Annotated in this window: 24 protein-coding genes; 12 read left to right on the forward strand and 12 right to left on the reverse strand. The window is 67.8% G+C overall.

From position 1 onward, the window contains the following. Positions 1–45 precede the first annotated feature (45 nt). Positions 46–1,731, reverse strand: a complete 1,686-nt coding sequence (locus tag AB0E69_RS23810; protein ID WP_360149850.1) for an ABC transporter substrate-binding protein — start codon at positions 1,729–1,731, stop codon at positions 46–48. Positions 1,732–1,900: 169 nt separating this feature from the next. Continuing rightward, positions 1,901–2,944 carry a LacI family DNA-binding transcriptional regulator gene (locus tag AB0E69_RS23815; protein WP_360149853.1) on the reverse strand — a complete coding sequence of 348 codons (1,044 nt, stop codon included), beginning with the start codon at positions 2,942–2,944 and terminating at the stop codon, positions 1,901–1,903. Between the two features lie 205 nt (positions 2,945–3,149). On the opposite strand from AB0E69_RS23815, the gene AB0E69_RS23820 reads away from it, so the two are divergent. Then, complete coding sequence (locus tag AB0E69_RS23820) at positions 3,150–4,349, forward strand: ROK family transcriptional regulator (protein WP_360149856.1); 1,200 nt, start codon at positions 3,150–3,152, stop codon at positions 4,347–4,349. A gap of 227 nt (positions 4,350–4,576) precedes the next feature. On the opposite strand, the gene AB0E69_RS23825 is transcribed toward AB0E69_RS23820, so the two are convergent. Next, complete coding sequence (locus AB0E69_RS23825; RefSeq protein ID WP_360149859.1) at positions 4,577–5,800, reverse strand: lectin; 1,224 nt, start codon at positions 5,798–5,800, stop codon at positions 4,577–4,579. A 235-nt stretch (positions 5,801–6,035) separates the two neighbouring features. Between AB0E69_RS23825 and AB0E69_RS23830 the strand changes: the two genes are divergently transcribed. From AB0E69_RS23830 to AB0E69_RS23845, 4 genes are all read left to right on the forward strand, one after another. Continuing rightward, on the forward strand, positions 6,036–7,898 hold the full coding sequence (locus AB0E69_RS23830; protein WP_360149862.1) for a lectin: 1,863 nt from the start codon (positions 6,036–6,038) through the stop codon (positions 7,896–7,898). Continuing rightward, entirely contained in the window at positions 7,898–9,265 is a 1,368-nt protein-coding gene (locus AB0E69_RS23835) for a ricin-type beta-trefoil lectin domain protein (RefSeq protein WP_360149865.1), read from the forward strand. Before AB0E69_RS23830 ends, AB0E69_RS23835 begins: the two co-directional genes overlap by 1 nt. Positions 9,266–9,366: 101 nt before the next feature. Continuing rightward, positions 9,367–10,176, forward strand: coding sequence for a MerR family transcriptional regulator (locus AB0E69_RS23840; protein WP_360149868.1), 810 nt, complete (start codon positions 9,367–9,369; stop codon positions 10,174–10,176). A 12-nt stretch (positions 10,177–10,188) separates the two neighbouring features. Further along, entirely contained in the window at positions 10,189–10,542 is a 354-nt protein-coding gene (locus AB0E69_RS23845) for a VOC family protein (protein WP_360149871.1), read from the forward strand. Here AB0E69_RS23845 and AB0E69_RS23850 read toward each other — a convergent pair. Genes AB0E69_RS23850 through AB0E69_RS23860 form a run of 3 tightly spaced genes read right to left on the reverse strand, consistent with a single transcriptional unit; the run spans position 10,539 to position 12,982 of the window. Next, on the reverse strand, positions 10,539–11,309 hold the full coding sequence (locus AB0E69_RS23850; RefSeq protein ID WP_360149874.1) for a hypothetical protein: 771 nt from the start codon (positions 11,307–11,309) through the stop codon (positions 10,539–10,541). The two genes, AB0E69_RS23845 and AB0E69_RS23850, sit on opposite strands and share 4 nt — an antisense overlap. Positions 11,310–11,313: 4 nt before the next feature. Continuing rightward, positions 11,314–11,619 carry a metalloregulator ArsR/SmtB family transcription factor gene (locus AB0E69_RS23855; protein WP_360149877.1) on the reverse strand — a complete coding sequence of 102 codons (306 nt, stop codon included), beginning with the start codon at positions 11,617–11,619 and terminating at the stop codon, positions 11,314–11,316. Between the two features lie 16 nt (positions 11,620–11,635). Then, a complete protein-coding gene (locus AB0E69_RS23860; RefSeq protein ID WP_360149880.1) occupies positions 11,636–12,982 on the reverse strand; it encodes a DHA2 family efflux MFS transporter permease subunit in 1,347 nt (448 codons plus the stop codon). 87 nt (positions 12,983–13,069) lie between these two features. On the opposite strand from AB0E69_RS23860, the gene AB0E69_RS23865 reads away from it, so the two are divergent. Next, positions 13,070–13,708 (forward strand): TetR/AcrR family transcriptional regulator, encoded by a 639-nt coding sequence (locus tag AB0E69_RS23865; protein WP_360149883.1) that lies wholly within the window; start codon positions 13,070–13,072, stop codon positions 13,706–13,708. On the opposite strand, the gene AB0E69_RS23870 is transcribed toward AB0E69_RS23865, so the two are convergent. Next, positions 13,705–14,250, reverse strand: a complete 546-nt coding sequence (locus AB0E69_RS23870; protein ID WP_360149885.1) for a helix-turn-helix domain-containing protein — start codon at positions 14,248–14,250, stop codon at positions 13,705–13,707. The genes AB0E69_RS23865 and AB0E69_RS23870 overlap by 4 nt on opposite strands. A 45-nt stretch (positions 14,251–14,295) precedes the next feature. On the opposite strand from AB0E69_RS23870, the gene AB0E69_RS23875 reads away from it, so the two are divergent. Continuing rightward, positions 14,296–15,012 (forward strand): SDR family oxidoreductase, encoded by a 717-nt coding sequence (locus tag AB0E69_RS23875; RefSeq protein ID WP_360149888.1) that lies wholly within the window; start codon positions 14,296–14,298, stop codon positions 15,010–15,012. Here AB0E69_RS23875 and AB0E69_RS23880 read toward each other — a convergent pair whose 3' ends face one another. Together AB0E69_RS23880 and AB0E69_RS23885 are read right to left on the reverse strand one after the other, a co-directional pair. Then, positions 15,013–16,188 (reverse strand): amidohydrolase family protein, encoded by a 1,176-nt coding sequence (locus AB0E69_RS23880; RefSeq protein WP_360149891.1) that lies wholly within the window; start codon positions 16,186–16,188, stop codon positions 15,013–15,015. Then, entirely contained in the window at positions 16,175–16,933 is a 759-nt protein-coding gene (locus AB0E69_RS23885; protein WP_360149894.1) for a 6-phosphogluconolactonase, read from the reverse strand. Before AB0E69_RS23885 ends, AB0E69_RS23880 begins: the two co-directional genes overlap by 14 nt. Before the next feature lie 99 nt (positions 16,934–17,032). Between AB0E69_RS23885 and AB0E69_RS23890 the strand changes: the two genes are divergently transcribed. The 3 genes from AB0E69_RS23890 to AB0E69_RS23900 are packed head-to-tail and all read left to right on the forward strand — an operon-like array spanning position 17,033 to position 19,377. Further along, on the forward strand, positions 17,033–18,016 hold the full coding sequence (locus AB0E69_RS23890; RefSeq protein ID WP_360149897.1) for a LacI family DNA-binding transcriptional regulator: 984 nt from the start codon (positions 17,033–17,035) through the stop codon (positions 18,014–18,016). 40 nt (positions 18,017–18,056) lie between these two features. After that, positions 18,057–18,704 (forward strand): DedA family protein, encoded by a 648-nt coding sequence (locus tag AB0E69_RS23895; protein WP_360149900.1) that lies wholly within the window; start codon positions 18,057–18,059, stop codon positions 18,702–18,704. 58 nt (positions 18,705–18,762) lie between these two features. Beyond that, on the forward strand, positions 18,763–19,377 hold the full coding sequence (locus AB0E69_RS23900; protein WP_360149903.1) for an NAD(P)H-dependent oxidoreductase: 615 nt from the start codon (positions 18,763–18,765) through the stop codon (positions 19,375–19,377). A 118-nt stretch (positions 19,378–19,495) separates the two neighbouring features. Here AB0E69_RS23900 and AB0E69_RS23905 read toward each other — a convergent pair whose 3' ends face one another. The 3 genes from AB0E69_RS23905 to AB0E69_RS23915 all read right to left on the reverse strand — a co-directional run bounded on the left by AB0E69_RS23905 (position 19,496) and on the right by AB0E69_RS23915 (position 23,535). Further along, positions 19,496–22,042 carry an FtsX-like permease family protein gene (locus tag AB0E69_RS23905; RefSeq protein ID WP_360149906.1) on the reverse strand — a complete coding sequence of 849 codons (2,547 nt, stop codon included), beginning with the start codon at positions 22,040–22,042 and terminating at the stop codon, positions 19,496–19,498. Next, a complete protein-coding gene (locus AB0E69_RS23910) occupies positions 22,039–22,824 on the reverse strand; it encodes an ABC transporter ATP-binding protein (protein WP_360149909.1) in 786 nt (261 codons plus the stop codon). The genes AB0E69_RS23905 and AB0E69_RS23910 overlap by 4 nt, the downstream gene beginning before the upstream one ends. A 114-nt stretch (positions 22,825–22,938) precedes the next feature. Further along, the gene (locus AB0E69_RS23915; RefSeq protein ID WP_360149912.1) at positions 22,939–23,535 is read right to left on the reverse strand and encodes a TetR/AcrR family transcriptional regulator; all 597 of its coding nucleotides are present in this window, start codon (positions 23,533–23,535) and stop codon (positions 22,939–22,941) included. A gap of 102 nt (positions 23,536–23,637) precedes the next feature. Between AB0E69_RS23915 and AB0E69_RS23920 the strand changes: the two genes are divergently transcribed. Both AB0E69_RS23920 and AB0E69_RS23925 read left to right on the forward strand, forming a co-directional pair. Beyond that, entirely contained in the window at positions 23,638–24,627 is a 990-nt protein-coding gene (locus AB0E69_RS23920; protein WP_360149915.1) for an ABC transporter permease, read from the forward strand. Positions 24,628–24,809: 182 nt separating this feature from the next. Then, positions 24,810–26,207, forward strand: a complete 1,398-nt coding sequence (locus tag AB0E69_RS23925; RefSeq protein WP_360149918.1) for an extracellular solute-binding protein — start codon at positions 24,810–24,812, stop codon at positions 26,205–26,207. Positions 26,208–26,222: the final 15 nt, after the last annotated feature.

The following is a 26,222-nucleotide window of genomic DNA, read 5'->3' on the forward strand; positions in this document are numbered from 1 at the left end:
CGTGCGACCGCGGCGCCAGAACGTCCTGGCGCCGCGGTCGGTGAATCACTGGCTGCCGGCGGGCTTCAGGTTCAGGATGATCTGCAGAGCGTTCTGCTGGGTCGGCTGCGCCGGCCCGTACTGGTTCTGCTCGTCGGGCCAGCCGACCCAGTTCTTGGTGCTGTAGAGACCGCCGACGTTGGACGCCGAGGTCGGGATCATCGGCATCTGCTCGACCATGATCTTCTGCAGCGTGTTCAGCGCCGTGGTCCGGGTCGCGTCGTCGGCCGCGTTGGCGTACTGGTTCAGCGCGGTAGTTGCCTCCGGGCTGTTGAACCGGCCGTAGTTGCCGCTCACGCCGCCGGTGCCGACCGGCTTCAGGATCTTGCCGTCCATGATGTTCTGGTAGATGTCGAACGGCGTCGCACCACCGTTGGTCCAGTGCATCGCGGCCTCGAAGTTGCCGGTGTCGATGTTCTTGAACCACGCGTCCTGGTTGGCCTTGTCGACGGTCGCCTTGATGCCGATCGTGGACAGGTTGTCCTTGATGATCTCCAGGTCGGTCTGGTAGTCGGACCAGCCGGCCGGGTCGGTCAGCGTGATCGTGACCGGCTTCCCGGTCGGGTCCTTCAGCACGTTGCCCTCGAGCTTGAAGCCCGCGTCGGAGAGCTCCTTCTTCGCACCGTCGACATCAACTGCGTGCTTCTTGTCCTTGTACTCCGGCGCGATGAACGACTCACCGGCCGGGGTCGGGATCCCGGTGACGGACTCGACCTTCGGGTAGAAGTACCCGGCCTCACCCTGCTGGAAGATGTCGTCGCGGTTGATCACCAGGTTCATCGCGCGGCGCAGGGCCGGGTTGTCGAACGGCTTCTTGGTGGTGTTGATCCACAGCCCGTGGATACCGAGGTTCGCCGGGAACCAGAGCTTGTGGTTCTTCGGGTCCTTGGCCTGGTAGACGGCCTTCACGTTCGGGACGAAGACGAAGCTCCACTCCGACGAGCCGTTGGCCAGCGCGGTGGTCTGCGCGTTGTTGTCGTTGTACGACGTGTAGCGGAGCTCCTTGACCTTCGGGAGGTCCTGCCAGTACGAGTCGCGCAGCGTCAGCGTGGTGGTCTGCGGGGTGAACGACTTCACCGTGTACGGACCGGTGCCGATCGGGTTCTTCAGGATGTCCTGGGTCGGGTCCTTGAGCGTGGACCACTGGTGCTTCGGGACCACGAACACGGTCAGGATCTTGTTCTGGTTGGTGAACTGGGACCGGGTGAAGGTCAGGTCCACCTTGTTGCCGGACGCGGTGATCGTGCCGTACGGGATCGCGTCCTGGTTCAGGCCCTCGTGGTCCTTGCGGAGCTGGAACGAGTAGGCCACGTCGTCGGCGGTCATCGGCTGCCCGTCGGACCACTTGACGCCGTCGCGGATCGTGAACGACAGCTTGGTGAAGTTCGCGTCCCACTTCCACTCGGTCGCCAGCCACGGCTTGCCCGGCTCGGTCGGCTTGATCCCGTTGATCATCACCAGCGGCTCGAAGATCATCCAGCGGTACCCGAGGGAGGCGCCCGAGGAGGAGCCGAGGAACGGGTTGTGGTTCTCGGTCTGCGGACCGTTCGGCATGCCGATGTTGAGAACGGTCGCGCCACTCGCGCTGGCGCCGCTGCTGCTGGTCTTCCCGTCCCCGTTGCTACAGGCAGCCAGGGTGGCTGCCGCGAGCAGGCCCGTGAGGGCCAGCGCGACAATGCGTCGTGCTCGCATCGGTTCCTCCTGTGAATCTCTTTTGGCGGATGGCCCACCCTGAGCCGGTGGGCCAGTGCATCGTGGCGTGAGAACGCTCTCATCGGAAGAGCGAACGCCATATCGGTTCGGTGTCGAGGGGTACGCCGGCGGCGGAGCAGGGGCAGCTGCCCCGCCGCCGGAGCTTCTTCTAGTGGGACCGGTTCGTGGGGGCGGGTCTGGTCCGGTGCGGAGATTTCGGGGCGGTTGAGCTGCGGACGATCAGCGTCGTGGGCAGGACTTGGGGGTCCTCGGGCAGCGGGGTGCCGTTGAAGTACCCCATCAGCATCCGGGCCGCGGCCTGACCCATCTGGCGCATCGGCTGGTGCACCGTGGTCAGCGGCGGCTCGGTGTGGGAGGCGTACAGGATGTCGTCGAACCCGACCACGGACACATCGTTCGGCACGTTCCGCCCGGTCTCCCGGACGGCCTGGATGGCGCCGCCGGCGGAGAGGTCGTTGTGGGCGAAGATCGCGTCGAACTCGAGCCGCTCGCCGAGCGCGTGCTGGACGCCGAGACGCCCGCTCTCGTGGGTGAAGTCGCCTTCGAACACGAGTCTCGGGTCGAGCTCGACACCGGCCTCGGCGTAGGTGTCGCGGAAGCCGTCCAGGCGTTCGTGGGTGCAGCCGAAGCGCTCGACGCCGGTGATCACCAGTGGCCGGCGGCGGTCGAGCTCCAGCAGGTGCCGGGCGGCGGACTGCCCGCCGGCGTAGTTGGTGGTCGCGACGGACGGGAACTGCGGTCGCTTGTCCCGGTCGTCGATGAGCACGACCGGCAGGCCGCGCGCGTGCAACTGCTCGATGTAGGTGAGCGTGCCCTCCGGCTCGATCACCAGCAGGCCGTCGAACGACTGGGCCGAGACCTGCGAGGCGAACTGCTGCATGGATTCCTCACCTCGGTTGAAGGTGAACAGCAGCAGCCCGTAGCCCTCGCCCTCGACCACGTCGACGGCGCCCTGCAGCACCTCGCCCATCCAGGGCCAGGTGAGCGACGGGACCAGCATGCCGACCACCCGGGTCCGGCCGCGGGCCAGGCCGACCGCGCGGGCGCTCGGCACGTAGCCGAGCTCGGCGATCACCTGGCGGACCCGCTCGGCCGTGCGCAGGTCCAGCTCGCCCTTGCCGTTGAGGACACGCGACACGGTGGTCTTGCTGACACCGGCGCGGGCCGCGACATCGGCGATGGTGATGGACACGCTCGAACTCCCCTCGGGCGGTCGGGGCTGGTGGGACGGAACCGGTTTCGGAAGCGGTTCCGTAGATGAAAGCCGAGCGGACAAGGTGACGTCAATCACGGAGCGGTAACGAATCGCTGCTTAGTTCACCGTTTGAAAGAAGGGTCCTCTTCCGGGCGGCCCCGCTACGTGATGAACTCGGGGCCACAGCGGGTCGGATCAGGGGGTGAGGGCTGAGATGGAGGTACGCCGGACCACGGTGCGCGACATGCGCCGGTCGAACCGCTCGGTGATCCTCACCAGCATCTACCGGGAGGGTCCACTCAGCCGCCAGGAGCTGACGGTGCGGACCTCGCTCAGCGCCGCCAGCGTGAGCAACCTGGTCAGCGAGCTGATCGCCGAGGGTGTGGTCGAGGAGGCCGGCTCGGTCGAGTCCGAGGGCGGCCGGCCGCGGGTCCTGTTGCGGGTGTCACCAACGTTCCGGTACGTCGTGGGCGCCGAGGTCGGCGAGACCCGGGTCCGGGTCGAGCTGTTCGACCTGGCGATGAACGTGCTCGCCCGGCACGACCACCCGATCAGCACGCCGACCCCTGCGGAGGTCGTGAAGCACGTCCTGGAAGGGCTTTCGGCCGTCGTCGCGACGTCCGGCGTACAGCCCTCGGAGGTGCTCGGGCTGGGCGTCGCGGTCGCCGGTGTGGTCGAGGACAACGCGGTCGTGGATGCGCAGACGCTCGGCTGGGAGGCGGTGCCGCTCGCCGAGATGCTTGCTGAGGGCACCGATATTCCGGTGCACGTCGACAACGGCGCGAACATGCTCGGCCAGGCCGAGATGTGGTTCGGCGCCGGCCGAGGCGCGACGGACGCGGTGGTCGCGCTGGTCGGCTCCGGCGTCGGATCCGCTTTGGTGGCAGGCGGTTCGAGCTACCGCGGCGCCCGCAGCAGCGCGGGCGAGTGGGGCCACATGACGATCGTGTACGGCGGACGCCAGTGCCGCTGCGGAGGGCTCGGGTGCCTGGAGGCGTATGTCGGCGCCGAGGGTGTGCTGGACCGCTACCGCCAGGCCGGCGGCGTCGTCGAAGGTGATGAAGAGACGGCGTTCGTCGAGCTCCTGAACTCCTCGTCGGAGCCGGCGGCAACCATCATCGCGGACACGATCGGCTACCTGGCCGCGGGTTTCGCGAACCTGGTGAACCTGGTCAACCCCGAGCGCATCGTCCTCGGCGGCTGGGCCGGTCTACTCCTGGGCGAGCGCTACCTCGACGACCTACGCACCGAGGTCGGCAAACACGCGCTGCGCCGCCCGTACGCCCAGGTCTCGATCGTCCTCTGCGAACTGGGCCGCGACGCCGTAGCCCTCGGCGCCGCAACCCTCCCAGTAGTACGCCTCCTCCGCGACGGAGGCGCAGTACCCAACCGCACTTCTTAGAAAGATCAGAGAAAGAAAGAAGAGAGATTTAGAGTAGTGGCCGGCTCCGGCGACCGCGACGTCAGCGTCTCAGAACGCACATCGACCCGTACCAGTTGTAGTTGTCCAGCGCTGCTCCCGAGTGTCTGCTCTTTTCTTAGACTTCTGAACAGCACACAGTGGCGGCCGACCGTCTGGGCCGGCCACCACTGTGAAATCTCTTGTTCTTTGTTCTTCCTTGATCTTCTTTACACGTTCCACTTCTGGTTTGCGGCGCCGGTGCAGGTCCAGAGTTGGACCGGGGTGGCATTGGCGGAGTTGTTGCCGGTGACATCGAGGCACTTGTTCGCCTGTGGATTCACGAGGTCTTTGGCGCCGGAGTAGGTCCATTGCTGGGCGCCTGTTCCGTTGCAGGTCCAGAGTTGGACCTTGGCGCCGTCGGCGACCGAGCCGGCGTTGACGTCCAAGCATTTGCCGAGAGCACGGATCGTGCCGTCGCCGGGGCGGGTCCACTTCTGCGCGTTCGTACCGTTGCAGTCGTACAGCTGCACCGGCGTACCGTCGGCGGTGTTCGCGGCGGCGACGTCGAGACACTTGCCGGCCAGGCCGGTGATCTGCGAGCCGCTGGAGCTGCTGCCGAGCGTGGAGACGCGGACGTAGTCGACTGTCATCGTCTGCGGCATCACGGTCGAGCCGTCGGGGTTGCCCGGCCAGCCGCCGCCGACGGCAACGTTCATGATCATGAAGAACGGGTGGTTGAAGACCCACTGGTTGCCGTTCAGGTCGGCCGGCGTCCGGCGCTCGTACTGCACGCCGTCGACGGACCAGGTGATCGAGTCCGGGGCCCAGTCCACCGCGAACGTGTGGAAGTCGTCGGCGAACGACCAGCCGTTCGGATGGTTGTACGCGGCACCGATCCCGTTCGCACCAGAGTATCCCGGGCCGTGGATCGTGCCGTGCACGGTGGCCGGCTCCCGGCCGATGTTCTCCATGATGTCGATCTCGCCGTCGTTCGGCCAGTTCGTACCGCCGAGCATCCAGAACGCCGGCCAGAGCCCTTGCCCGCGGGGGATCTTGATCCGCGCCTCGAACCGGCCGTACGTCTGGGTGAACGTCTGCGCCGTCAGCAGGCGCGCCGAGGTGTACTGGCACGGGCCGTACCAGCACTGGAAGCCGCCGCTCTCCTGCCGGGCGGTGATCACCAGGTTGCCGTTGCCGTCCAGAGCGGAGTTGCGGGTGCTGTTGGTGTAGTACTCCAACTCACTGTTGCCCCAGCCGCCGCCACCGATGTCGTACCGCCACTTGGCGGGGTCGGGGGCCTGGCCGGCCGGGCCGTTGAAGTTGTCCTCCCAGATGGTGGCGGTCGCCGCACCGGCGGCCTGCGGCTTGGCCATTGCGGAGGGCTGGAGCAGGGTGGTGCCGACCAGTGCGGCACCGATCGCGAGGAGCGCGAGCATGCGTGGACGCTTCATCGAAAACCTCATCTCCGGGGGCGTCTGAATGAGGGCGTGATTGGGCGGCAGCTTGGCGTGAGAACGCTCCCACGTCAAGGCCGGGACTAATTAAAAGATCTGAAAAAAGTCTCGCTTTCAGCGTTGACACCGGTATGCACGGATGGTTACCTCGTGCTGACCACCAGTTGCGGCGCGGGCAGACGCCGACAACGTCCCCTGTCCCAAACTCCTTCACAACAAGGAGAACCGCCCCATGCCCGCGAGAAAACTCTTGCCGGCCGTGGTCGCCGCTCTGTGCGTCGCCGCCGCCGGTCTCGGCATCGGAACCGCCCAGCCGGCCCAGGCCGCCGGCGAACAGGTCAACATCTGGCTGACCACCACGAACGACTCCGCCGGCCAGAACGTCACCCGCGGTCTGCAGCAGCAGACGCCGGTGAACTTCGGCCCCGCCGGCGGCTCGGCCAACCAGACCATCACGGTCAACGAGAACACGACGTACCAGTCCTTCGAAGGCGGCGGCGCGGCGTTCGCCGACAGCTCTGCCTGGTTGCTGAACAGCAGCAACACGATCTCCGCCGCGACCCGCGACCAGGTGATGAAGGACCTGTTCGACCCGGTGAACGGGATCGGCCTGGCCTTCATCCGGAACCCGATGGGCGCCTCCGACCTGGCCCGGTTCAACTACTCCTACGACGACACCTGCTGCGACCTGAACGACTTCAGCATCAACCACGACCTCGCCGACGTCGTCCCGCTCACCAAGCAGGCCCGGCAGCTCAACCCGGCGGTCAAGGTGATGGGCTCGCCGTGGAGCGCGCCGGCCTGGATGAAGGACAACAACGACTTCGTCCACCGCGGCTGGCTGAAGGCGCAGTACTACCCGATGTACGCGCAGTACTTCGTCAAGTACCTCCAGCAGAACGAGGCGCAGGGCAACCACATCGACTACGTCTCGGTGCAGAACGAGCCGACCTGCTGCGGTAGCGACAGCACCGGCTACGCGTCGATGAACTGGAACGGCTCCGGCCTGCTCGAGTTCACCAAGAACAACCTGTTCCCGGCGCTGCACGCCGCCGGGCTCAGCACCAAGGTGCTGATCCTGGACTACAACTGGGGCAACTACAACGACCTCGGCTCGGTCCCGATCGCGGACGCGGCGCTGCGCAACGACCCGAACTTCGGCGGTATCGCCTGGCACGGGTACGGCGGCGACGTGAACCTGCAGTCCCAGGTGCACGCGCAGTACGGCGTGAACGCCTACATGACCGAGCACTCGGGCGGCACCTGGATCCCGAACCAGCAGGTCGAGGACATGAACAACCTGGTCGACTACACCCGCAACTGGGACAAGTCGTGGGTCAAGTGGGGGATCGCGCTCGACGAGGCGCACCTGCCGTACGTCGGCGCCGGCTGCAACGTCTGCACCGGTCTCGTCACCGTGCACCGCAACGACAGCCAGCGCGGTCAGGTCACCAAGACCATCGAGTACTACACGATGGGCCACCTGACCAAGTTCGTGAAGCCGGGCGCGCTGCGGATCGACTCGACCGCGAACAGTTCGGTGAAGAACGTGGCCTGGAAGAACCCGGACGGTTCGAAGGCGCTGATCGCGTTCAACACCACCGGCAGCTCGCAGTCCGTGCGGGTGAACTGGGGTTCGCAGTCCTTCACCTACACCCTGCCGACCAAGACCTCGGCGACCTTCACCTGGTCCGGCACCCAGAGCGGTGGCGGCGGCGGTGGCGGTCAGATCACCGGCCTGGCCGGCAAGTGCGTCGACGTGGCCGGCGCCAACAGCGCGGACGGTACGACGGTGCAGCTCTACGACTGCAACGGTACGGCGGCCCAGCAGTGGGACCGCCCTGGTGACGGGACGATCCGCGCGCTCGGCAAGTGCCTGGATGTGAACGCCGGTTCCGTCGCCGACGGAGCCCGGGTGCAGCTCTATTCGTGCAACGGCAGCGCCGCCCAGCAGTGGACCTACACGAGTGGGAGAGATCTGGTGAATCCGCAGGCGAACAAGTGTCTTGATGTGACCGGCAACAACTCCGCCAACGGCACTCCGTTGCAGTTGTGGAGCTGCACCGGCGCCGCGAACCAGAAGTGGACGCTCTGATGCGCCGGCTGGCGGCGGCAGCCGCGGCTCTGGTGCTCGGTGCGGGTCTGCTGATCGTCTCGGCGCCGGCCCAGGCCGCCACCGGGACCATCACCGGACTGGCAGGGAAGTGTGTAGACGTCGCCGGCGCCAACAGCGCCGACGGTACGACGGTGCAGCTCTACGACTGCAACGGGACCGCGGCGCAGTCCTGGAGCCGGAACTCGGACGGCACGCTGACCGCGCTGGGCAAGTGCCTGGACGTGAACGCCGGGTCGGTTGCCAACGGCGCCAGGGTGCAGCTCTACACCTGCAACGGCAGCGCCGCGCAGCAGTGGACCTACACCTCCGGCCGGGACCTGGTGAACCCGCAGGCAAACAAGTGCCTCGATGTCACCGGCAACAACTCCGCGAACGGTACGCCGCTCCAGCTGTGGAGCTGCACCGGTGCGGCGAACCAGAAGTGGTACGCGCCGGCCGGCGACACCACCCCGCCGCCTCCAGGTGGCGCGCCGATGGCGGCCGCGCCGTACCTCTATCAGGGCTGGGGTGACCCGCCGAACCCGGCGACCGTGATGAATGCGACCGGGGTCAAGTGGTTCACGATGGCGTTCATCCTGTCCAACGGGTACTGCAACCCGCAGTGGGACGGCGGCCGTCCGTTGACCGGTGGTGTCGACCAGCAGGCACTGAACACGATCCGGGCCAACGGCGGTGACGCCGTGGTGTCGATCGGTGGCTGGTCCGGCAACAAGCTCGGTCAGAGCTGCGGGTCGGCGAGCGAGCTGGCTGCGGCGTACCAGAAGGTCATCAACGCGCTGTCGCTGAAGGCGATCGACATCGACATCGAGGACCAGGAGTTCGCGCAGGCCGCGGTTCGCCAGAAGGTCGTCGACGCGCTGAAGATCATCGAGCAGAACAACCCGGGGATCGCGACGTACCTGACCTTCGGGACCACCACCTCGGGGCCGGACGGGAACGGTCAGGACCTGATCCAGCGGGGTGCGAACTCCGGGCTGAACCTGGACGGCTGGGTGATCATGCCGTTCGACTTCGGTGGTGGCACCAACAACATGGGGACGCTGACGCTGCAGGCGGCCGAGGGCCTGAAGAACCAGGTCAAGTCGGCGTACGGGCTGAGCGACGACGCGGCGTACCGGAAGATCGGGATCTCGTCGATGAACGGCATCACCGACAACGCCGAGCGCGTGAACGTGTCGGACTTCGAGACGATGCTGTCGTACGCGTCGCAGCACCACCTGGCCCGCTTCACCTACTGGTCGGTGAACCGGGACCGGCCCTGCACCGGCGGCAGCGCCGACTCGTGCAGCGGCATCTCGCAGCAGCCGTGGGACTTCACCAAGGTGATCGGCCGCTACCGCGGCTGATGATCCGGCCAGCAGCTGCCCTGCCTGTTCTCAGGCAGGGCAGTTGTTGTTTGACCGTTGTCGTTTGACCCTCCGGTTACCGGAGGGTGGAAGCTTGTCGCATGACGGCGACGGTGACGGTCGGGGAGTTCTCCCGGCTGACGTATCTGAGCGTGAAGACGCTGCACCACTACCACGAGATCGGCCTGCTGGCGCCGGTCTCGATCGACAGCTCGTCCGGATACCGCCGCTACAGCACCGCGCAGGTCGAGACCGCGCACCTGATCCGCCGGCTGCGCGAGCTGCGGATGCCGCTGCCGGACGTCCGGGCGGTGGTCGAGGCGGCCGACGGTCCGGCGCGCGAGCAGACGCTTCGGGCTCACCTCGAGCGGATGGAGCAGGAGCTCGCGCACACCCGCGAGGTCGTCACCTCGCTGCGTGAGCTGCTCACGCCGGGTGAGCCGCTGCTCGACGTTTCCTATCGCTTCATTCCGTCGTTCCGGGCGTACGGCGTGGTCGACCACGTGACGCGGGACGACATCGGGCCGTGGTGCCAGTACGCGTTCGGCCAGCTGGACGCGGCCGGCGCGGACATCCGGGCCACCGCGGGAGCGACGTACAGCGACGAGTTCTTCACCGAGGACGCCGGTGAGGTCGTCGCGTTCCTGCCGGTCGCGCCGGATCAGCCGCCGGCCGACGGGGTCGAGCTCGTCGACCTGCCCGGCGGCTTCTTCGCCGTCGCCGTGCACACCGGTGCGTTCACCGACTTCGACCGCAGCTACGGCGCGCTCGGCAGCCACGTCGCGGAGCACTGCGAGGTCGCGCCGGGTCCGATCCGCGAGTTGTACGTCGTCGGTCCGGGGGACGACCCCGATCCGGCGAACTACCGAACCGAGATCTGCTGGCCGATCCAGCAGCTCCCCTCTCTCTGAAAGGTTTCTACCGTGTCTGTTTCGCTCGAGAACATCGTCTTCGACTGCGCCGACGCCGCCGCGCTGGCCGGCTTCTGGGCCGGGGTGCTGTCGTCGTCAGTCGATGCCGATGGCAACGAATTCTTCGCCACCGTGAACCGGTCCGCTGCAGGTCCGACGTTGATGTTCGCTCAGGTGCCGGAGCCGCGCAACGGGAAGAACCGGCTGCACGTCGACCTGGCGGCGTCCTCGGACTGGTCCGCCGAGGTCGACCGGTTGGTCGCGCTGGGCGCCAAGCGGCTCGACGAGCACGACGAGTACGGAACGCACTGGATCACCCTCGCGGACCCAGAAGGCAACGTCTTCGACCTGGCCGAGTCGCACTAACGCCGCAGGTACCGGGTGCCGTCGAAGGTTGCCTGGTCGGTGTGGACCAGTTCGTTGAGGCGGGCTCGTGCCTGCGCGACCGGCCACCGGTACGCGCGGGCGAGCTTGCCCGGGGTGGTGGCGAGCATGGTGTCCACGAACCTCGCGGCCGCGAACGTGTGGTCGGTGCCGCCGCCGACGTCGAACTGGTGGCAGGTGAGCGTGATCAACGCCGCCGGCCATCCGGATCCGCTCTCGTGGACACCCGCGGTGGTGACCAGTAGGTTGCGCTGCAGTTCGGTGATCGCGCGTTGGTAGCGCGAGCGATCACCGATGAGTGCCCGCAAGGTTGCACTCGGCAACGGCTCGGCCGCAATCGCGTCGGCGATCTCGTGCGCCGCCGGTGACAGGTCCAGGGCCAGGTGATCGGTGGGCTCACCCGCGCCCGGGTAGAGCGCGCTGAGGAGTTCGGGCGACAGAAACGATCCCCGGCCGGCGAGGAAGGCGCCGTACCAGGCAAGGCCGCGGCGGGGCAGCTCGTCCTTCCACGTCCAGACGCGCTGCTCGTTGGTGCCCATGCCGGCCCCGAACGGCTCCTCGTCCTCGCCGGCGACCGCCTCCCACAGGGACGGTACGACGGCGCGCGGTGCCGGGAAGAGCACCGCGAACCCGACGTCGCCGATGAATCCCGCGGCCCGTTCGATGGAGCCGACCCGTCGTCCGCGGACCCACCAGCGGTTCGCGCGGGCCTGGCCCAGCTCGGCCTCGGAGCTGCTCGGGACACCCATCGAGCTAATCCATCCGGCCGAGGTGTGCCTCGAGGGCGTCGAGGCGGCCGCGCCAGAGCTCGCGGTACGGCTCGAGCCAGGCGTCGATCTCGGCGAGCGGCGCCGGGCGGAGCCGGTACCAGCGGCGCTGGGCGTCGTGGCGTACCTCGACCAGGCCGGCGTCGCGCAGGACCTTCAGATGTTTGGAGACCGCGGGCTGGCTCAGCTCGAGGGCGTCGACCAGCTCGCCGACCGGGCGTTCACCGGTCCGCAACAGGTCGAGGATCTCCCGGCGTCGCGGCTCCGCGAGGACCTCGAACGTAGTTGCCATACCAGGAATATAACCCTCATGCGCGCGTCCGTGCCGGGAGAGCCAGGGCAGCGAGCGCGGCGGCCGCGGTGATCACGACCGTGGTCCAGAACGCGGCGTGGAAGTCGTGTCGCTGCAGGATGATCGCCAGTACGGCGGTGCCGAGCGAGCCACCGATCTGCTGCAGGATGCGGGTTCCGCTGCTGGCGGCGGCGTACGCGTTCTTCGGCAGGGTTTGGTAGGTCGCGGTGATCGACGGCAGCAGGGCTGCGGACAGTCCGAGGCCCCTGACCAGTAGTGCGCCGGCCAGTAGCGGGGTGGGTGATCCCACCGCGAACGGGATCGTGCCTGCGACGGCAAGGGCCAGGCCTACGAGCATGATTGTGCGGGTCGCGCCGGTGCGGTCGAGGATGCGGCCGACGAAGACGGTGCTGACCATCGCGCCGATGCCTTGCGGTGCGAGCAGGAGGCCGGCTTCGAGTGGGCTCGCGTGGCGGGTCTGCTGGTAGAAGAGCGGGAGCAGGAACATCGCGCCGAAGAGCGAGCCGCCGAAGATGAACACGAGCGCGGCGCAGGCGCTGAACGACCGGTCGCGGAAGAGCTTGAGATCGAGCAGCGGCGTGGACGCTTTGAGCGCATGTACGCCGTACCCGATCAGCAGGACGATGCCGGCGATCAAGCCTCCGGCCGCGGTGCTGGTGAGTGATCCGGCCTCGCCGTACACGCTCAAGCCGTAGATCAGCGCCGTCAGTCCTGGGGAAAGCAGGACTGCGCCCAGGATGTCGAGATTCGGGATCTTTGCCGACGGCGTGCCGGTGACCAGACCGCGGCTCAGGATCAGCGCGGCCACGGTGATCGGGACGTTGACGAGGAATGCCCAGCGCCAGTCGAGGGAGCCGATGATCAGGCCGCCGAGGACCGGGCCGACGACGGGCGCGAGCTGCGTCGGGACGATGACGAAGCTCATCAGCCGGCCGAGCTTGTCCTGACCGGCTTCGTCCGCGAGCACGATTCGGATCAGCGGCAGCAGCATGCCGCCGCCGATTCCCTGGATCACCCGGAACAGGATCAGGCTGCCCGCCGACCAGGCGACCGCGCACAGCACCGAGCCGAGCAGGAACCCGGTTAGGCAGAACCGCCAGACAGCCCGCGTCCCGAACCGCGCGACGGCCCAGCCGGTGAGCGGGAGCATCGCCGTCAGCGCGAGCAGGTACGCCGTGGTGACCCACTGGATCGTGGCGAGCGGTGCGCTGAACTCGCTGGTCAGGCGGTTGATCGCGACGCTGACGATCGTGGTGTCGACGAGGGTGGCGGCCGAGCCGAGGGATAGGACCAGGGCGAGCTTGACCAGTCGTGGTTCGAGCTTCGTGATTGCGACGGGCATCGTGCGGCTCTCCAAACTAGACTTGACGGTTCAGTCTCGTTTGAAGCTAGATGAGACTGGACGGTCTAGTCAAGTAAGGTGGGTCGCATGAGTGCTGCCGCCGTGGGTCCTGGGCACCCGCCGCTCCGGAAGAAGTCACCGGCCAAGCGAGCGGCGATCCTCGCTGCGGCGATGGAGTTGTTCTTGCAGCAGGGGTACGAGCGGACCAGCGTCGACGCGATCGCGGCCCTGGCCGGCGTCGGCAAGCAGACCGTGTACGGGCACTTCGGCGACAAGGAGAGCCTGTTCCTCGCGGTCATCGCCCACGCCCGCGAGATCCAGGAGACCGAGCGGGGTGCGGTCGTCCTGGATGCGGGCGATCCACTCACCGACCTGACCACGGCCGGTGAGTCGATCCTCTCCGGTGTGCTCTCGCCGACCATCTCCGGGCTGCACCGGCTGACGATCGCCGAGCTTCCCCATCACCCCGAGTTGCAGAAGATGTGGCGGGACGACACCGACCGGCCTGGCCTGGACGATCTGGTCAGCGGATACCTCCGCAGCTGCGACGAGTCCGGGATCCTCCGGGTACCGGACCCGGCCCTGACCACCCGGCAATTCACCTATCTACTCATCACCGAAGGCCGCGTAGTCACCCTCCAGGGCACGGTGCCGCTGTCCCCCACGGACCGCCACCGCATCGCCACCCAAACCGCCGACCTGATCGTCCGCGCCTGCCGACCCTAAAGCTCACGACCGAACGTTGCCCTGAATGCTTGGCGGAACAGGCTGGGTAGGTCGGACCGGCCGTTGTCCGCGGCCCACCGAAGCAAAGCGGTGTGAGCGATGCCGAGGCAGGCGCTCGCAGCTGCTTCTGCTTCGAACCTCTCGGCGATCCCGGAAACCAGGGCTTGCTGGAGCCGGTACTGGCTGTCCAGGTGACGTGCCTGTAGCGCGGGCGTCGTGATCATGAGCTGTAGGCGGGCGAGCAGGCGATCGCGGTCTTGTTCGACGGCCAGGGTGAGGGTTTCGAGGATGGTGTGGGCGATCTGGTCGGTCAGCGGGCCGGTGTCTGGGCCGGCGGTCGCGGCCAGCTGGTCGAATTCGTCGTACAGGACCAGGTCTTCCTTGGTGGGGAAGTGGCGGTAGACCGTCATCGCCGAGACGCCGGCTGCGTCGGCCACCTCGTTGACGGTGGTCGCGTCGTACCCGCGGTCGGTGAAGAGCCGGAGTGCGTGCTGCTGGATCCGGCTGCGGGTCGCCGAACGCTGGCGGTCTCTCAGGGCCATGTGGTAGATACTAACATCATGATAGTTTCTAACAGATTGGCCCTGGTGACTGGAGCCTCGCGAGGGATCGGGCGTGCGATCGCGGAGCGGCTGGCGGCGGATGAGATCGAGGTTGCGGTGCACTACCACCGCGACAAGGCGGGCGCGGAGGAAACGCTGGAACGCATCGGCGGGCGAGGGTTCCTGGTCGGTGCCGAGCTCGGCGTCCCCGGCGATGTGGACGCTGTGGTCGCTCAGCTTGGCGGCCGCTCGCTCGACATCCTGGTGAACAATGCAGCCGCGCCCCCGGCGGGCCCGATCGAGACCGACACCGTGGACGCCTTCGATCGGCTCATAGCGGTCAACGTACGGGCGCCGTACTTCTTGATCCAACGTCTCCTGCCCAGCATGGTCGACGGCGGCCGGATCGTCTCGATCACCTCCGTCGCGACCCGGATGGCGAACCCCGTCCAGACCTCCTTCGCGATGACCAAGGGCGCTCTGGAGACGATGACGCTCACCTTGGCCCAGTCACTTGGCGCCCGTGGCATCACCGTCAATGCGGTAGCTCCCGGTGCCACCCTGACCGAGTCGAATGCCGAGGTCATCGAGACGTCGGGTGTTGCTGATCTCGTCGTCGGCCTGACGGCTTTGAGGCGCTTCGGCGCTGCCGGTGACGTGGCAGACGTGGTCGCGTTCTTGTCCTCGCCGGCGTCCCGCTGGATCACCGGCCAGGTGCTCGATGCCTCGGGTGGACTGTTCTTGGGTCCGCAGGTGGCGTAGCTACTGGTGGATCCAGGTGCCGGATTGGGTGGTGGCTTGGATGGTGAGGTTGTGGTCGAGGAGGGTGAGGTCGGCGTCGTAGCCGGGGGTGAGGCGGCCTTTGCGGTGGGCGAGGCCGAGGAGCTTGGCCGGTCGGGTGCTGGTGGCGGCGACCGCTTCGGTGAGTGGCCAGCCGAGGGTTTGGTGGAGGTGGCGGAGCATGCCGTCGAGCGGCGTCGTGCTGCCGCCGAACGCATCCTGGCCGACGATCTTCCCGACGCCGTCGGCGACCTCGCACTCGACGACGCCGAGCCGGTACCGGTATCCGGCCGGCATCCCCGCTCCGGCCGTTGCGTCCGAGATTGCGATCAACCGCTCACCGAGGCACCGGCGCGCGATCTCGATCAACGCCGGCGGGAGATGGTGGCCGTCGGCAATGATCTCGGCGGTCAGCTGCTCCGACGCCAACGACTCCTCGATCAGTCCGGGCACCCGCCACGGACCGCGCCGGACGAGAGCTGACTGACAACTCCACAGATGGGTCAGGTGCGTCAGCCCGTTGTCGACGGCGCTGGCGAGCTCCGGCCCGCGAGCCTCGCTGTGCCCGGCCGCAACGACAACGCCGGCTTGGGTCAGGCGATGTACGAACTCCGGAACGCCTTCAAGCTCCGGTGCGACCGTCGCCATCCGCACCAGGCCCGATCGGGCAAGCAGCCGCTCAGCTTCGTCCGCTGCCGGCGTCCTTAACGCTTGCGGGTCGTGGGCGCCGCACTGCTCGACCGCCAGGTACGGACCTTCGAGGTGTACGCCGTGCAGTTGGGTGCTGCCGGCCGCCGTGATCGCCAGCGCGTCCAGTTGCCGCTCGAGGTCCTCCGGGTACGCCGAGACCAGCGACGCCTGCATCGTCGTCACGCCGTGCCGCGCGTGGAACCGCAGTACCTCGTGATGTGCGTCGGGATCGGGATCGTCGAAGCTGTACCCGCCGCCACCGTGTGCGTGAACGTCGATCAGGCCCGGAAGGACGACGTAGCCGTCGAGGTCGACCGCGTCCGCCGGTGCCTCCGCGGCCGGGATCACCGCCTCGATCCGGCCGTTTCGAAGGACCAGCGCCGATCCCTCGGTCTCGACAAGCCTGGCGCCTCGAAGAACCACCGGCTCGCTCCCGGTCACGTCGGGCAGGGCGTCAATGCTCAGCACGGGGATCTGACTCGGTGTCGAGGAACAGCTTCACGCGCGGGTGCGTCCGCAACGCCGTACCGGGAAAGTTCGGCCCGATCGGCTGCGTCAGCGTGTCCTGCACCGCCTGTCGCTTGGCCGCACCCGGCACGGACGCGATCAGCTCCCGAGCGTTGAGCAGTCGCGGAATCGTCACCGTCACCGCATGTGTCGGTACGTCGTTCAGCGTTGGGAAGTTGCCCTCGTCAACCTGCTGCTGCCGGCTCGTGCTGTCGAGCGCGACGACCTTGGCGGACTGTGGATCGTCGAAGTCTGCCGGGGGATCATTGAACGCCAGGTGCCCGTTGACCCCCAGCCCGAGCAGCACGAGGTCGAAGGGTTCGGCGCCCATCAGGTCGGCGTACCGGCGCGCGGCCACCGCCGGATCGCCGTCGACCTCGATCGGGCGAAATGTTGCCCCTGGCACCTTGTTGATCAGGGCCGCGCGCAACCAGTTGGCGAAACCCTGCGGCGCGTCCGGCGCGAGACCGACGTACTCGTCCAGGTGGAAGCACTCGACCTGGCTCCAGTCGATGCCCGGCTCCGCAGCCAGTGCGGCGAGGGTTTCCGTTTGGCTCGGCGCTGCCGCCAGCATCACCCGCGCTCGACCGTTCTCGGCGATCGCCAACCGAAGCATTTCCGCGGCCCAGGCTCCGGCTGCGCGGCCTAGCTCGGCGCGGGTTGGATACGTGCTGAGCTGCGGAGCGTGATCGGTGCCGACAGTCATCCGGATTCCTCCCGAAGGGTTCGCTCTGAGCACAGTACGTCGGTATCGTCGGCCGTTGTCAAAGGTTTGCACTGATCGTCCGGACAGCGGGAGGACGCGATGGCAGGGCGGACTCGACCCACCACGCTCAAGGACGTCGCGCAGGCGGCCGGCGTCTCGATCTCGACGGTGTCGCGGGTGTTCTCCAGCCCCGGCCGGATCTCGCCGGAGACCGCCGACCGCGTCCGCGAGGTCGCCCGCCGGCTGCGGTTCTCGCCGAACGTGATGGCGCGCTCGCTCATCACCGGTACGTCGCCGAACATCGGCGTCGTCGTACCCGATATCTCCAACCCGTACATGACCACGCTGCTGAAGGCGGCGCAGAAGGTCTCCCGGCAGCACTCGATCGGCGTCTTCGTCGCCGACACCGACGACGACGCGGAGATCGAGCGGCAGGTGTGCGAGCAGTTCGCCCAGCAGACCCGCGGGGTCGTGCTGTGCGCGCCGCGCATGACGACGCCGCAGATCCGTGAGGTGAGCCGGCTGGTACCGCTGGTGCTGGTGAACCGGATCGTCGACGGCCTGCCCAGCATCTACACCGACTCCCGCGCCGCCCTCCGCGAACTACTGGACGAACTCGTGACGCTGGGCCACCAGCGCATCGCCTACCTCCCTGGCCCAGTCGGCTCCTGGTCCAACCAGCAACGCGCCCGAACCCTGGCGGCCCGCTGCCGCACCCACGGTCCGGAACTGATCCGCCTCCCGACCACCACCGACACCTACGCCGACGGCATAGCTGCTGCCTCCTCAGTCATCGCTCTGGGCATCACCGCAGTCATGGCCTTCGACGACGTCCTGGCTGCCGGTCTGGTCGAAGGCCTCCGCCGCCAGGGCAAATCAGTCCCGGACGACGTGAGCGTCACCGGCCACGACGACATCCTCTCCGAGCTCGTCCATCCAGGCCTTACAACTCTCGCCGGTCAGAGCTCCGAGGTGGGCCAGCTCGCGATCGCCCAACTGCTGGACGCGCCGTCCCCCGACCAGTCAGTCGCGGTCCCGGCCGCCGTCGTACGCCGGTCGTCGATCGGAGCTCCCGCCTCTTGAGCGCTCGGTACTGTGGAGAGCCCCGACGAGGTTGGTGATGATGAGCGCGGTGCAGGCGACGGAAGAGCCCGCCGGCGGGGTGGCCGGCTGGGCGATCGACCTGATGGAGCAGTTGGGTGCGCCTGGGGCCGGGCTGGCGGTGGCGTTGGAGAACTTGTTTCCGCCGTTGCCCAGCGAGGTGATTCTGCCGCTGGCTGGGTTTGCGGCGGCTCGGGGCGACCTTGGGCTGGTGAGCGCGATCTTGTTCACCACGCTGGGGTCGGTGGTGGGCGCGCTGGCGTTGTACGGCGTGGGCGCAGGGCTGGGGCGGGAGCGGACCAGGGCGCTGGCGGCGAGGTTGCCGTTGGTGAACCTGCGGGATGTGGACAAGGCCGAGGAATGGTTTGCGCGACATGGGTCGAAGGCTGTGTTCATCGGGCGGCTGGTGCCGGTCGTGCGGAGCCTGATCTCGGTGCCGGCCGGGGTGGAGCGGATGCGGGTGTGGCTGTTTCTCTTGCTGACGGCCGTCGGGAGTCTGATGTGGAACTCGTTGCTGATCATGGCCGGGTATCTGCTCGGTGAGCAGTGGCACGTAGTGGAGTCGTCGGTGGGCGTGTTCCAGAAGCTGGTGATCGCGGGTGCGGTGGCGGCGGTGGTGTGGTTCGTGGTCGTGAAGCTCCGGCGTTCGGATTCTGAGAAAGTCAAGTAGACCGCTCGACTTTGACTAGGCTCGACGTACCACTTGCCGAGCACAGGAGTTGGGTCAGATGCCCTCAGTCGCGTTCGAACCGCAGGTTGTGCCGGATCCGCCGGTCTGGCCGCAGTCTGTCGTCACCGTGGTCGGCAATCCGCGCGCCGGTTCGCGGACCGCGGCTGCCGCGGCGTCCGTTGCGGAGTTGCTGGCGTCCGAGCTGGGTACGCCGTACCGGATCGATGAACTGATCGATCTGGTGACGTTCGCGCCGGCGATCTTTCAGGGGGAGCTGGCCGGGGAGGAGGAGCGGGCGGCATTGGAGGGTGCGGTTGACCTGGTGACCTCGGCGTCGGTGGTCGTGCTGGCGACGCCGGTCTACAAGGGCAGCTATACGGGTCTGCTGAAGAGCTTCCTCGACGTACTGCGCCCGCAGGCGTTGGCCGGGGCCGTGGTGGTGCCGGTCACGGTGTCGGCCGCGCCGAGTCACAAGCTGCTGGCCGATCAGCACCTGCGGCCGGTGCTGGCCGAGCTGGGCGCCAGCGTGCCGGCTCCCGGAGTGATCCTCGAGGAACGTGACCTGGAAGATCTCCAGGTCGTGCTCTCGCCCTGGATCCGGGCGCAGGCACCGATCATCCAGGCAACCACCATCGCCCTCCAGCCGGTCGCCGAACCCACGCCTGCCCGCTGAAGCTAGGCGGCAGGTTTCCAGTCGTCGGCGAGCAGGCCGAGCCGACGAGGGTGTTTCCCTCGAGTTCAGCCACGGAGAACTGGACGACTGACTCGACCGTGTCGTCGGTTCAGGGGAGTTAGTCGGTGTAGGTGGGTTGGGTGGGGGCGTGGCGGAGGGTGGCTGTGGCGGGGAGGAGGGTTGAGGTGAAGGTGAGGGCTGCGGCGGCTCCGATGATGATGAAGTAGATCCAGAGCGGGCCGGAGGGGAGCGACTCTGTTGGGGAGACGACGGCCGCGAAGGGGAGTAGGCAGGCGAGGGCGATTGCGGTTCCCAGGGTGACGCCGACGAGGGTGATCAGGGTGCTTTCGGTGAAGAGCATCCGGAGGACCTGGAGGCGAGTGGAACCGGTCAGGCGCTGGAGTGCGAACTCGCGGCGTCGGCGGAGCGTGGTCGAGACGAGCGTGTTCACGACCGAGACCGCGGTGTACGCGATCAGCATGCCGAGCAGCATGTAGTTGACCCACGCCTGCGTCTTCAGGTCTTCGGTGTTGGCGGCGAGCAACGTACTGCGGTCTGCCACGGCAACGCCCGGGTGAGCCGCGGCGAGCTTGGCGAGAGCGGGTCGTACGTCGGTTCCCGGTGCGGCGCGGACCAGGATCTGCTTGGTGAGCCCGTCCGTGGTGTGGGCGGCGACCAAGGATGCGGGCAGGATGATCGATTCGTACCCGCGGACCGCCGCGAAGGTCGCGACCACTCGAAGGTCGACGGAGGTCCCGTCTCCCAGCGTCATCGTGATCTTGGACCCGACGCCGCGGCCGATCTTGTCCGCTGCATAGTCCGGCAGGGCGACGGTCATCCCGGTTAGGCCGGTGAGAGACCCCTGCGTCAGCTGGACAGGCGCCGTACCGTCCGGGCCTTGGGCGTCGACGCCGATCAGCGGTGCGCCGTCGTCGTCGAACGGGGCGTGCCGGGGTTCGTCGATCGTGCCCAGGCTGCGGACGTACGACGATGCGCTCGCGACGCCCGGTACGGCGCGGACCTGGTCGAGCAGCCTGGGGGAGAGGCCGGCCTCGGAGACGACGACCGCGTCGGCGCGCAGGTCGCGGGTGAAGGCTTCGGAGGCGGCATGCACCTGTGTGGTCTGCATGTATAGGTTCGCGGTGGAGATGCCGACGGCAAGCATCACCGGCATGGCCGCGGCCGACATGGCGACCGATCGCGCGGACATGTTGCGGATCGCGAGGCGGCCGCTGACCCGGGTGAGTGCCTGCACCGGCCAGCGCCAGAACGCGAGCGCCAGCTTGGTCCAGAACGGTCCGAGCAACGCGACGCCGATCGCCCAGCAGAGGATCGAGGGACCGGCGGTGGCGCCGGCGAGCGGACCGGTCATGACGGTCGCGGTGACGATCAGGAGTGCGACACCGCCGCCGAGGAAGAGCACACCGCAGATGAAGCGCACCCAGCCGAACCATTTCCGCTGCAGCGACGCCTCGACCAAGGCCTCGACCGGGCGGATCTTCGCCGACTTGCGGGCCGCGATCAGGGCGGCGGCGATGGCGGCGAGCACGGCGGCACCGGCGCCCGCGGCGAACGGGATCAGGCCCTGGGAGAACTCGATGTCCGGGGACGCAACGCCGTGTGAGGCGAGCTGGTCGAAGAGGAACCTGCCGAGGAACATCCCGGGGACGGCGCCGAGCGCGACCGCGGGGAGGGCGACGAGCATGGCTTCGCCGAGGATCATCCGGCGGACCTGACCAGGGGTGGTGCCGATGCCGCGGAGGAGGGCGAACTCGCGCTCGCGGTGCTGGGCGGACAGGGCGAGGGTGGAGGCGACGACGAACATCATCGTCATCGCGGCGATCCCGCCGAACGAACCGGCGATCGAGATCAGCGCGGCGCGCCGGGACTCGGTGTCGGGGTGCTCGGCGAGGCCGCGGTCGATGCCGGCGCGGACGGTGAGGCTGCTGTCGAGGGCCTTGATCCGGTCCTTGACCTCGGCGATGTTGGTGCCGGGGGCAACTTGTACGCCGATGTCGGCGAAGTGCGTGGGGTTGCGGGTGAGCCGTACGGCGTCGTGGTCGGAGAAGAAGGCGTGACCAGCTGGGCCGGCGGCGATCCCGGAGACGGTGAAGGTGCGAGGCTCACCGTTGATCAGGTAGGTGACGCGGTCGCCGACCTTGCCGCTCGACACCACGACCTGACCGGTGCGGGGAGCGTGGCCGGAGGTGAGGCGGTACGGCGTGAGCGCAGCACTCGACCAGTTGTGGCCTTGGGCAACGGATGCTCCGGACGAGTCGGAGGATTCCGCAGACCCAGAACTGGAAGAACTACTGGAGCCCGATCCTTTGCTGGTGGGAGCGAGAGGGACGGCGGTGAAGGTGTAGTCGCCGAAGGCGGTGGAGACGCCTTCTACGGTGCGGATCTTGGCGAGCGTTTCGATCGGGACGCCGACGCGTTCTGGGAGGGGGGTGGGGTCTTCTTCGCCGGGGCGGTGGTGGGACTGGTTGCCGGTGATCACCAGGGCGGTGTTGGCCAGGCGCTCGGGGGCGACGTTGGAGCGGATGCCGGTCTCCATCAGGCCGCCGCACGCCATCACGATCCCGGTCCCGAAGACGACGGCGACGAAGGTGGCGATGAAGCCGCCCTTGCGGTAGCGCAGGGTGCGGACGGCGAGGCGCATCATCGGGCCACCGCCGTCAGCCGGGAACGGGCGCCGAGGTGGGTCATCCGGTCCGCGACCTCTTCGGCCGTCGGAGCGGTCAGGCTGCCGGCCAGTACGCCGTCCGCGAGGAAGACGACCTGGTCGGCGTACGACGCGGCGACCGGGTCGTGCGTCACCATCACGACGGTCTGCCCCTGCGTCCGGACCGGCTCGCGCAGCAGGTCGAGCACGTCAGCAGCGGTCTGGGTGTCGAGCGCACCGGTCGGCTCGTCGGCGAAGATGACCGCCGGCCGCGCGACCAGCGCCCGCGCGATCGCAACGCGCTGCTGCTGACCACCGGACAGCTCGCCCGGACGGTTCTTGGACCGCTCGCCGAGCCCAACGCGCTCGAGCACCGCGCGGACGGCCGCCTTGTTCACCCGGCGGCCGTCGAGCTCCTGTGGGAGGCACACGTTCTGCCACACGGTCAACGCGGGCAGCAGGTTGAAGGACTGGAAGACGAAACCGATCCGCTCGCGGCGGAGCTCGGTGAGGCGGCGCTCGCTCAGACCGGCCAGCGGCTGGCCGTCGATGTACACGCTGCCGGAGGTCGGCCGGTCGAGGCCGGCCGCGCAGTGCAGGAAGGTGCTCTTCCCGGAGCCGGACGGTCCCATCACCGCGGTGAAGGTGCCGGGGGCGAACTTGATCGAGACTCCGTCGAGGGCGGTGACGGCGTTGCTGCCACGGCCGTAGACCCGTCGTACGTCGTGCAGGACGACCGAGTGCCCGGTCCCGTCGACTGCATCCTGCGTGCGTTTCTTCATGACCAGGACGCTACGGACAAAGCAGGCGCCGACCCATGGTGCTGACCCACGTCTTCAGGTGGGGAAAACCCCACCCTGGGCTCACCCTGGGCTCACTCTGGGCTCACTCTGGGCTCACTGACGCAAGAGTGCGCGCAGGCCCGCGGAGTACGTCTCCGGCGTGACGTCGCCGATCAGTAGCCGCTGCAGGACGAAGCCCGGGATCATCCCGAACATCACCTGCGCGATGTGCAGCGGGTCGACGTCCGGGTCGACCGTGCCGTCGGCCTGGGCCCGGCGGACGATGTCGAGGAAGTGGTCGCGCAGCTGGCAGTACTTGCCCTTGGCCACCTCGTGGATCTCCTCGTTGCGCAGCGACTCGGCCCACGCCTGGACCGCGACCCGGGTGACGTCACCACCGGGCGCCTCGGCGACCGTCACCACGTGGGCGATGGTCCGCTCCAGCGCCATCAGCGGACTGAGCGGCTCCGCGGACGCGAGGAGCTTCTCGAACAGCTCGTCGATGGCGCTCAACGCGTCTTCGGCGATGGCCGCGACGATCGCTTCCTTGCTCTTGAAGTAGCTGTAGACCGCGCCCGCCGACAGGCCGGACTCCTGGATCACGTCCGCCATCGTCGTCTTGTGGAAGCCCTGCTCGATCACGCAGGTCCGGGCCGCCGCGACGATCTGGGCGCGACGGGCCAACCGGTGTTCCTCCGTGACCTTGGGCACCTCAGCAGCATAAAAACGAATGTCCGTTCTTGACAAGTCGCCGGACCGGCGCTCAGGCTCGGAGTAATAAAGAACGGTCATTCGGTTTTAAGGGGAGTTCCCATGGCTCACGAGGCAGAACGCCGTCGTCCCCCGCTGCTCGCGGTCATCCTGCTGCTGACCGGGCTGCTCACGGTCTTGCTGATCGCGTTCGCCTGGCCGGCGGCGCGATCCGAACCACGCAACGTCCCGCTCGTGGTGGCCGGTCCGGCTCCCGCGGTTCAGCAGGTCGAGACGAGGCTGGAGCAGGCGATGCCCGGCGGCTTCGACGTCACCGCAGTACCCGACCGAGCGGCCGCCGTACGGAAGATCGAGGACCGGGATGCGTACGGCGCGATCGTGCTCGAGTCGACCCAGCCTGAGGTACTCACGGCCTCCGCGGGCGGACCGGTGGTGTCGCAGCTCCTGACTCAGCTGTCGGCGCGCATGGACGCGCAGAACCCGGCGAAGGTCACCGATATCGTCCCGCTCCCGAAGGATGACCCGCGCGGCGCAGGTCTGGCTGCTGGTGCCCTGCCGCTCGTGCTGGGCGGGATCATCGCTGCCGGCGCGCTGACGCAACTCGTACGATCCGGTCCGCGCCGGATGGTCGGTGCGGTCGCCTTCGCGATCACGGGTGGGCTGGCGCTGGCCGCCGTACTCCAGTACTGGCTCGGCTCGTTCCAGGGCAGCTACCTGGGCAACGCAGGCGTGATCTCGATGTCGATCGCCGCCATCAGCCTCACGCTGCTCGGACTGGAGTGGCTGCTCGGTACGGCGGGTCTGGCCCTCGGAAGCGCAGTCATGATGCTGCTGGGCAACCCCCTGTCCGGTATGACGAGTGCGCCCGAGATGCTGCCGACCGGCTGGGGCACTCTGGGTCAGCTGCTGCCACCAGGTGCCGCTGGTACGGCGCTTCGCTCGGTCAGCTTCTTCGACGGCGCCGGAGCAGGCCGGCCGCTCGTCGTACTGAGTTGCTGGCTGGTGCTCGGACTGGTGTTCTGTGTACTCGGAGCGATGCGTTCACAACGCGCCGTACAGCCCCGTCACGAGGCGTCTCCGGTTGCTGTCTGATTGTCCTGACAATGAGGTAATCGGATTGTTATCTCCTGGTCACGGTGGTTCACGCTCAGAGCTCAGGACAACGTTGTCTTGAAGCATTGACGTGGGCAGGCCGCGACTCCTACGGTCGCGGGAAGGCCGCTGTGTTACGGCTGGGGTACCGGGATGACAACGATTGCCCGAAGGTGGACGTGATGACTAGGAAACGTTTCAAGTTGGCAGCCGCGGCGACCGCGCTGCTGCTGGCGGTTTCGGCCTGCAGCCAGGGGTCGACGACCAAGCAGCCGGACGCCGGTGGCTCGCAGAGCTCCGGGCCGGCACACATCAAGATCGCGTACCAGCAGTGGGGCCCGGGCGTCGTGATGAAGACGTTCCTCAACGGCGTGAAGTCGGAGTACGAATCCGCGCATCCGGGCTCGCAGGTGGAGATCGTTCCGGTCGTCGCGAGCGAGAACGACTACTACACCAAGATCCAGCTGATGATGCGGTCGCCGAACACGGCGCCGGACATCGTCTACGAGGACACCTTCCTGATCAACTCCGACATCACCGCGGGGTACCTGAAGCCGCTCGACGACTACATCAAGAACTGGGACCAGTGGAGCCAGTTCGAGGACACCGCCAAGGGTGCGGCGCGCGGTCAGGACGGTAAGACGTACGGCGTCCCGGACGGCACCGACACCCGGGCGCTCTGGTACAACAAGCAGATCTTCGCCAAGGCCGGGCTGCCGGCCGACTGGCAGCCGAAGAAGTGGGACGACGTGCTGAGCGCGGCGCGCACCATCAAGCAGAAGGTGCCCGGCGTCATCCCGTTCAACATGTACTCCGGCAAGCCGATGGGTGAGGCCTCGGCCATGCAGGGCTTCGAGATGCTGCTCTACGGCACCAAGGACACCCTGTACAACTACGACCAGAAGAAGTGGGTCGTCGGCAGCCAGGGCTTCAAGGACTCGCTGAACTTCGTCAAGACCGTCTTCTCCGAGGGCCTGGCCCCGGCGCCGAAGGACGCGCTGAGCCCGAACATGGGCAGCAAGGTCGGCACCGAGCTGCTGCCGCAGAGCAAGCTGGCGATCGACCTGGACGGCTCCTGGATCTACGGCAACTGGCTGAAGTCCGGTGCGAAGCCGTGGCCGCAGTGGAGCTCGGTGCTCGGCCAGACCGCGATGCCGACGCAGGACGGCGGCGGCAAGGGCAAGGTCAGCCTCTCCGGTGGCTGGACCTGGGCGATCCCGGCCAAGTCGAAGTCGCCGGACGCGGCCTGGGACTTCATCAAGACCCTGCAGACGCAGAAGAACGCGGCCAAGTACGCGACCGACGGTGCGCAGATCGCCGTCCGGAAGGATGTCGCGTCCGACGCGGCGTACAAGTCCTCCTCGGCGAGCACGCAGTTCTTCACCGACCTGGTGTCGGTGACGGTCTACCGCCCGGCGCTGCCGGAGTACCCGAAGGTCTCGAACGAGATCATCACCGCGATGGAGTCGGTGATGACGGGGCAGTCCTCGCCGGACGACGCCGCGAAGAACTACGACCAGGCTGTCGAGGGCATCGTCGGCGGCAAGGACAAGACGACGACGCAGAGCACCGGCCAATAGGCCTGTCCTTGATCC

The sequence above is a fragment of the Kribbella sp. NPDC026611 genome (assembly GCF_040638345.1).
Lineage (GTDB): Bacteria > Actinomycetota > Actinomycetes > Propionibacteriales > Kribbellaceae > Kribbella.